The organism is Streptococcus sp. CL8.13 (assembly GCF_049737895.1).
Genome location: NZ_JBKOTT010000047.1, coordinates 1 through 6553 on the forward strand (window position 1 = coordinate 1; position 6553 = coordinate 6553).

At 41.3% G+C, this 6553-nt stretch carries 5 protein-coding genes and 3 pseudogenes; 6 read left to right on the forward strand and 2 right to left on the reverse strand.

Annotation, left to right across the window (positions count from 1 at the left end; all coding sequences use genetic code 11):
- The 6 genes and pseudogenes from ACLNCN_RS02570 to ACLNCN_RS02595 form a co-directional block, all read left to right on the forward strand.
- Positions 1-124, forward strand: a pseudogene (locus tag ACLNCN_RS02570) (serine O-acetyltransferase); the annotation flags it as partial.
- A gap of 11 nt (positions 125-135) precedes the next feature.
- Positions 136-1020, forward strand: coding sequence for a GNAT family N-acetyltransferase (locus tag ACLNCN_RS02575; RefSeq protein WP_125455064.1), 885 nt, complete (start codon positions 136-138; stop codon positions 1018-1020).
- 81 nt (positions 1021-1101) lie between these two features.
- Positions 1102-2445: a cysteine--tRNA ligase gene (gene cysS / locus ACLNCN_RS02580; protein ID WP_424844555.1), complete on the forward strand. Its 1344-nt coding sequence runs from the start codon at positions 1102-1104 to the stop codon at positions 2443-2445.
- Positions 2438-2824 (forward strand): Mini-ribonuclease 3, encoded by a 387-nt coding sequence (locus ACLNCN_RS02585; protein WP_049500203.1) that lies wholly within the window; start codon positions 2438-2440, stop codon positions 2822-2824. The genes cysS and ACLNCN_RS02585 overlap by 8 nt, the downstream gene beginning before the upstream one ends.
- Positions 2825-2827: 3 nt before the next feature.
- Entirely contained in the window at positions 2828-3697 is an 870-nt protein-coding gene (locus ACLNCN_RS02590; RefSeq protein ID WP_049500201.1) for a helix-turn-helix domain-containing protein, read from the forward strand.
- A 112-nt stretch (positions 3698-3809) separates the two neighbouring features.
- Positions 3810-4940, forward strand: a complete 1131-nt coding sequence (locus ACLNCN_RS02595) for an ABC transporter ATP-binding protein (RefSeq protein ID WP_050253268.1) — start codon at positions 3810-3812, stop codon at positions 4938-4940.
- Between the two features lie 95 nt (positions 4941-5035).
- On the opposite strand, the pseudogene ACLNCN_RS02600 reads toward ACLNCN_RS02595, so the two are convergent.
- Positions 5036-6226, reverse strand: a pseudogene (locus ACLNCN_RS02600) (ferredoxin reductase family protein).
- 144 nt (positions 6227-6370) lie between these two features.
- Positions 6371-6553, reverse strand: a pseudogene (locus tag ACLNCN_RS02605) (amino acid ABC transporter permease); the annotation flags it as partial.

Sequence of the window (6553 nt, forward strand, 5' to 3'; positions counted from 1 at the left end):
AATTGTCCGCCTTCATGGTAAGAAAGATGAGCCGGTCATTCACGAAGTCGAAGAAAAACGAGAGTACTACGTCAATAAACTCGAGCATGCTAAAGATGTAAGTCACAGATCGTCTGGTTTGTAGAGGATACCTATATGATTCAAGCAAGAAACAAGTTAAGCCAAGAGGAGTTATCTGAGGCGAAAAAACTAATTAACTGTTGCCAAAACTATGACGGTACCTATCGTGATCCCTATCTCTCTAACATGCTTAATTTTGACCCAAACATGCCCGCCTTTTTCCTTTATTATGAAAAAGGCGAACTTGTTGGTTTATTAACTGTCTATGCTGATGACCAAGATGTGGAAGTGACGATACTGGTTCATCCAGATCATCGCCGTCAGGGAATTGCGCGTGTATTGTTTACTAGTTTTGAGAAAGAAACAGCCTCTTTCTCTATTCGTTCAGTTACTTTTCAGACAGAGCGTGTTTTTCTAGACCGCCATCCTGATTTTGTTAGTAACTGGGGATTGGTCGAGGATGAAGAGACAGAAACTTGGTTAGGTAAGGATAGAAAACCTTATCCGTTAGCAAATGTTTCCAATCTTGAAGTTTTGTTAGCAGATAGTTCGTATCAGGATAAAATTAGTCAGTTAAAATTTCAGGCATTCTCAGAGGAACATGAGTCTAGAGAGATTGTGGATAGATATGTCGCTGAAGCTCTGAAGGATCCAGAAAGTCGCTTATATATTTTGTTAAAAGACGGTCAGGTTATTGGAACTTGCACGGTAGATTTATCGACTAATACGAATTACTTCTACGGGTTAGCAATATCTGAACCTGAACGTGGGAAAGGCTATGGAAGTTACTTAGCAAAATCTCTTGTCAACCAACTAATTGAGCAAAATGACAAGGAATTTCAGATTGCAGTGGAAGATAGCAATGTAGGTGCCAAGCGCTTATATGAAAAGATTGGCTTTGTCAAACAAACCCAAGTGGTTTATCTGAATGCGAAAGGAGCAAGGGATTCCGAAGTGTAGAGACATTCGGACTGAAATTCAATTGAACTCTTAGTGATGAAATTAAGTGTTCTTGGATTTTGGCTTTCCTGATTATGATTTATGATTAAAATCTACGACACCATGTCTCGTGATTTGCGAGAATTTGTCCCGATTGAGGACGACAAAGTAAAGATGTATGTTTGTGGGCCAACCGTGTACAACTATATCCACGTGGGAAATGCTCGTTCAACGGTGGCTTTTGATACCATTCGTCGTTATTTTGAGTACCGTGGGTACGAGGTTGCCTATATTTCCAATTTTACGGATGTGGATGATAAGATTATCAACCGTGCCAAGGAAGAGGGCATCACGCCTCAGGAGGTTGCGGACAAGTACATCACTGCCTTTCGTGAGGATGTGACGGCCTTGGGCGTCAAACCTGCGACTCGCCATCCGCGTGTGGTGGAGTTTATGGCTGACATCATCCGCTTTGTGGAAGATTTGATTGAAAAAGGCTTTGCCTACGAGATTCAAGGAGATGTCTATTTCCGTGTGGAAAAATCTCACAACTATGCCAAATTGGCTAATAAAACCTTGGAAGATTTGGAGCTGGGTGCTTCAGGTCGTACCGATGAAGAAACAGCTCGTAAGGAAAATCCTGTAGACTTTGCCCTCTGGAAATCTGCCAAATCAGGCGAGATTTCTTGGGACAGTCCTTGGGGACCTGGTCGTCCGGGCTGGCACATCGAGTGTTCAGTCATGTCGACAGAGATTTTGGGCGACACCATTGATATTCACGGTGGTGGAGCTGACCTAGAGTTTCCTCACCATACCAATGAAATTGCCCAGTCAGAAGCCAAAACAGGCAAGACCTTTGCTAACTACTGGATGCACAATGGCTTTGTCAATATCGATAATGTCAAGATGTCCAAATCCTTGGGCAACTTTATCACAGTGCACGATGCCCTCAAAACCCTCGATGGACAAGTGCTTCGTTTCTTCTTTGCGACACAACATTACCGTAAGCCTATCAACTTTACGGAAAAGGCAGTGCGTGATGCAGAGACCAATCTCAAGTATCTGAAGAACACCTATGAGCAACCATTTTCTGGGACTGTAGATGCTCAAGAGTTACAGGACTTTAAAGACAAGTTTGTAGCTGCTATGGATGAGGATTTCAACTCTGCTAACGGTATCACAGTAGTCTTTGAAATGGCTAAATGGATCAACTCTGGCAACTATGATGCAAGTGTTAAGGAAGCTCTTGCGGATATGTTAGAAGTCTTTGGGATTGTCTTTGTTGAGGATGTTCTAGATGCAGAGATTGAAGCTTTAATCCAAAAACGCCAAGAAGCACGTGCCAATCGTGACTTTGCTACAGCGGACCAAATCCGTGACCAATTAGCGGCTCAAGGAATTAAGCTTCTTGACACCAAGGATGGAGTGAGGTGGACACGTGATTGATGTCAATCTCATTAACGGGATTGCGCTAGCATTTGAGGGAGATGCGGTGTATTCTATGTATATTCGTCGTCACCTCATTCTTAAAGGCATGACCAAACCCAATAAACTCCATCAAGAAGCAACCAAGTATGTGTCAGCCAAGGCTCAGGCTCGCCTGATTTCCCTTATGTTAGAGGAGCAAATCCTGACGGAAAAAGAAGAGGAAATCTACAAACGTGGTCGCAATACCAATAGCCACACCAAGGCCAAAAATGCTGATGTGGTGACTTACCGTATGTCCACAGGTTTTGAAGCTGTGATGGGCTATCTCCATATGACTGAAAATCTGGAACGGCTTGAGAGCTTGATTTCGTGGTGCATCCAAAAAGTGGAGGGCTAGGACATGATGGCAAAAGAATTACAAGACTGGTTTCCTGAAGCTCAGATTTCAGACCAACCAGTAGAGAAAGAAGGCTATCTCACACTCCCTTTAGCTTCTCAGCAGTGGATTTTGCTGGAGGAGGCTGAGCTCAGCGAGCGTGAAAAGCAGTTGGTTGCCCTTTTGAGCCAGCAGGAGCAGGCTCGTTCGCTCAATCCTTGGTATTCTTTTCTGATTGAGGGCAAGGGACAAGCACCACAAACTTTTAAAAAGATTCAGTTGGTTTATTGTCATCTTTCCTATTTTCAGCAGGAAAATCTAGCTTCTTGGCTGGATATGATGCGGACCCTTTTTCCTAACTGTCAGACGGTGCTTCAGGTCGGAGCTCAGGATTATGTTTTCGTGCTTCAACAAGATAAATACACTTCTGTACGAGCTATTTTAAGTGATACGATTGAAGCGGTTGAATATGACTTTGGACTGCGTCTATCTATCATGTTGGGCCAGGTTTGGTCTCAGACAGGCCATCAAGCCCTATCAGACTTGATTAAAGCAGAGCGAGATTTGTTTAAGACTTGGTGGCGTCAGGGTCACCAAGGTGTTCATACCTTTTCACAACTCTATCTTTGGAGTATGGGGGAAAGAGTTGTGGACCTGAGAGTCATTAAAGAATGCCTGCACCAGATGATTTTGGATCAAGATCAGATTCAGGAAATCATTCTCTCTCTTTGGGAAAATAGTGCAGTCCTAACTAAAACAGCCCAGCAACTCTACTTGCACCGCAATTCTCTCCAATACAAGATTGATAAATGGGAAGAATTGACAGGGCTACAGTTGAAGGAGTTGACAGATCTCACCCTGTGTTATCAGTTGATTTTACCAGATATTCTCTAAAGTTTTGTGCAAGTTGCACAGAACTTTTTTATTTTTTTGGTCACCTTGCCATAGAAATATAAAGCGTTTTCATTTATAATAAAACTATCAAAATACAAAAGGAGTTCACCTCATGGTAGAATTAAATCTTAAAAATATTTACAAAAAATATCCAAACAGCGAACACTATTCAGTTGAAGACTTCAACTTGAATATCAAAGACAAAGAGTTCATCGTTTTCGTAGGACCTTCAGGATGTGGTAAATCAACTACTCTCCGTATGATTGCAGGTCTTGAAGATATCACAGAAGGTACTGCATCTATCGATGGCGTGGTTGTCAACGACGTGGCTCCAAAAGACCGTGACATCGCCATGGTATTCCAAAACTATGCTCTTTATCCACACATGACTGTTTATGACAACATGGCTTTCGGTTTGAAATTGCGTAAATACAGCAAAGAAGACATCGACAAACGTGTACAAGAAGCAGCTGAAATCCTTGGATTGAAAGAATTTTTGGAACGTAAACCAGCTGACCTTTCAGGTGGTCAACGTCAGCGTGTTGCTATGGGGCGTGCTATCGTCCGTGATGCAAAAGTATTCTTGATGGATGAACCTTTGTCAAACTTGGATGCCAAACTTCGTGTATCTATGCGTGCTGAAATCGCTAAAATCCACCGTCGTATCGGAGCTACAACTATCTACGTAACTCACGACCAAACAGAAGCGATGACACTTGCAGACCGTATCGTTATCATGTCAGCAACTAAGAACCCTGCTGGTACAGGTACTATCGGACGTGTAGAACAAATCGGTACTCCTCAAGAAGTTTACAAAAACCCAGTTAACAAATTCGTAGCAGGATTCATCGGAAGCCCAGCTATGAACTTCATCAACGTGAAATTGGTTGGTAGCGAAATTGTTTCTGACGGTTTCCGTTTGAAAGTTCCAGAAGGAGCATTGAAAGTTCTTCGTGAAAAAGGCTACGAAGGTAAAGAATTGATCTTCGGTATCCGTCCAGAAGACGTGAATGCAGAACCTGCTTTCCTTGAAACATTCCCAGAATCAGTTGTCAAAGCTACTATCTCTGTATCAGAATTGCTTGGTTCAGAATCTCACCTTTACTGCCAAGTTGGTAAAGATGAATTTGTTGCTAAAGTTGACGCTCGTGACTACTTGCAAACAGGTGCAACAGTTGAACTTGGATTTGACTTGAACAAAGCACACTTCTTCGATGTAGAAACTGAAAAAACAGTTTACTAAGATAAATAAAACTCAAAACACTGCTAGAAATCTGGCAGTGTTTTTTGAGATTGCGTAGAAAAAACTCCTGGGAAATTCCAGGAGAGTATGAGTGGTTATTTAAACTTGAATCCTTCGTAAATAAGCTCTGTTTTTGGATTTTGTTTCTTAATCTGTTTGGCAAGTGACTTCATCATAGAAAGAGGACCACACATATAGACGCTCGCATGTTCGGGTACTTCTTTTTGTTCAAAATTAAGATAGGCGTCTTTCCTACTGTCTACTAGATGGAGTTCAAAATTAGGATTTTTCTGAGCATAGTCATGGAGCAAATCTATATAAACTGCATTTTCCTCTCCACGGAAGCTATAGTAGAAGTGAACCCGTTTATCTAAAATAGGATGTTCACGGATATAAGAGATGAAGGGGGTAATCCCAATACCTCCAGCAATCCAAACCTGATTTTCTCGTCCTTCTTCTATAATCATGTGCCCGTAAGCTCTGTCTAGTGTTACTTTGCTGCCGACTTGAAGATTGTCATAGATATTCTTGGTATGGTCACCTGAATTTTTAACAGTAAAGTAAAGAGTTTGACCATGGCCTCCTGAGATAGAAAAGGGATGCGGAGCACTTTCAAAGCCTTCTTGGAAAATCTTTAGGAAGGCAAATTGTCCTGATTGATAGTCGAAAGGTCTGCTAAGATGGATTTGAATTTCTCTAGTATCGTGATTCAAGCGTTTGAGATTGGTAATTTTCCCTAGATAGGGGAAGCCAATCTTTTGATAAAGGAGGATGATATAAAAACCAGCCAGTAATCCTAAAAGGGCATAGCTACCAACAAGAAAACTTAGAATATTAAATGTGAGAAGACGATTGCCCATCATCATGTAGACATGAAAGAGTCCGAAAATATAGGCTAGGTAAACTAGACGGTGAATCCATCGCTAAGCTTCGTATTGGATGTATTTGCCTAAATAGGCGACAAGGATGATACTGATAAAGATATAGATGGCAAGATTGCCAAACTGAGCAGCTAAACGAGAGCCCCACAAACCGCCCATACTAAAGTTATGAAAGATTAGTAGAATGATGGATAGAAAGGCTGTGAATTTGTGGACGGTGTAGACCTTCTTCAAACCGTGAAACCAGTTTTCTAGTAGTGGGAGATGAGTGGCTAGAATAAAAGTCAGAGATAGGCTTGTTAAAGCTAGTCCTGGAATCATGAATTGGGTAGAAGTGTTCATCCAAGTCAAAATAGTCAAGACAAAACTAGCTATGATAAAGAGTAGTCCTTTGAGTGATTTCATAAAAAATTCCATTTCATTAAGATTTTGATTTGTTGTAAATAAATTTGTTACATTTTATCATAGAAAAAGTATGGTGTCAAATTGAGGTCTATAAATATCTACTCTCATCAAAAAAACTCTCCAATTTAACTGGAGAGTGGTTGTTTATTCTGCAGCTTGTTGCCAACGTTTTGCTAGCATATGAGATAGGCTCGAAATTGCTAGGTTGAAGCTGAAGTAGATGAGGGCAATCAGGATATAAAGACTAAACACTTGCTCTGGTTCGAAATAACGGCCCATGAGAATTTGGCTGGCTCCAAAGAGTTCTTGTAGGGCGATAACAGAGTA

Coding starts and splice junctions, on each gene's coding strand:
- ACLNCN_RS02575 (WP_125455064.1), top strand. CDS start 136: ATGATTCAAGCAAGAAACAAGTTAAGCCAAGAGGAGTTATCTGAGGCG.
- cysS (WP_424844555.1), top strand. CDS start 1,102: ATGATTAAAATCTACGACACCATGTCTCGTGATTTGCGAGAATTTGTC.
- ACLNCN_RS02590 (WP_049500201.1), top strand. CDS start 2,828: ATGATGGCAAAAGAATTACAAGACTGGTTTCCTGAAGCTCAGATTTCA.
- ACLNCN_RS02595 (WP_050253268.1), top strand. CDS start 3,810: ATGGTAGAATTAAATCTTAAAAATATTTACAAAAAATATCCAAACAGC.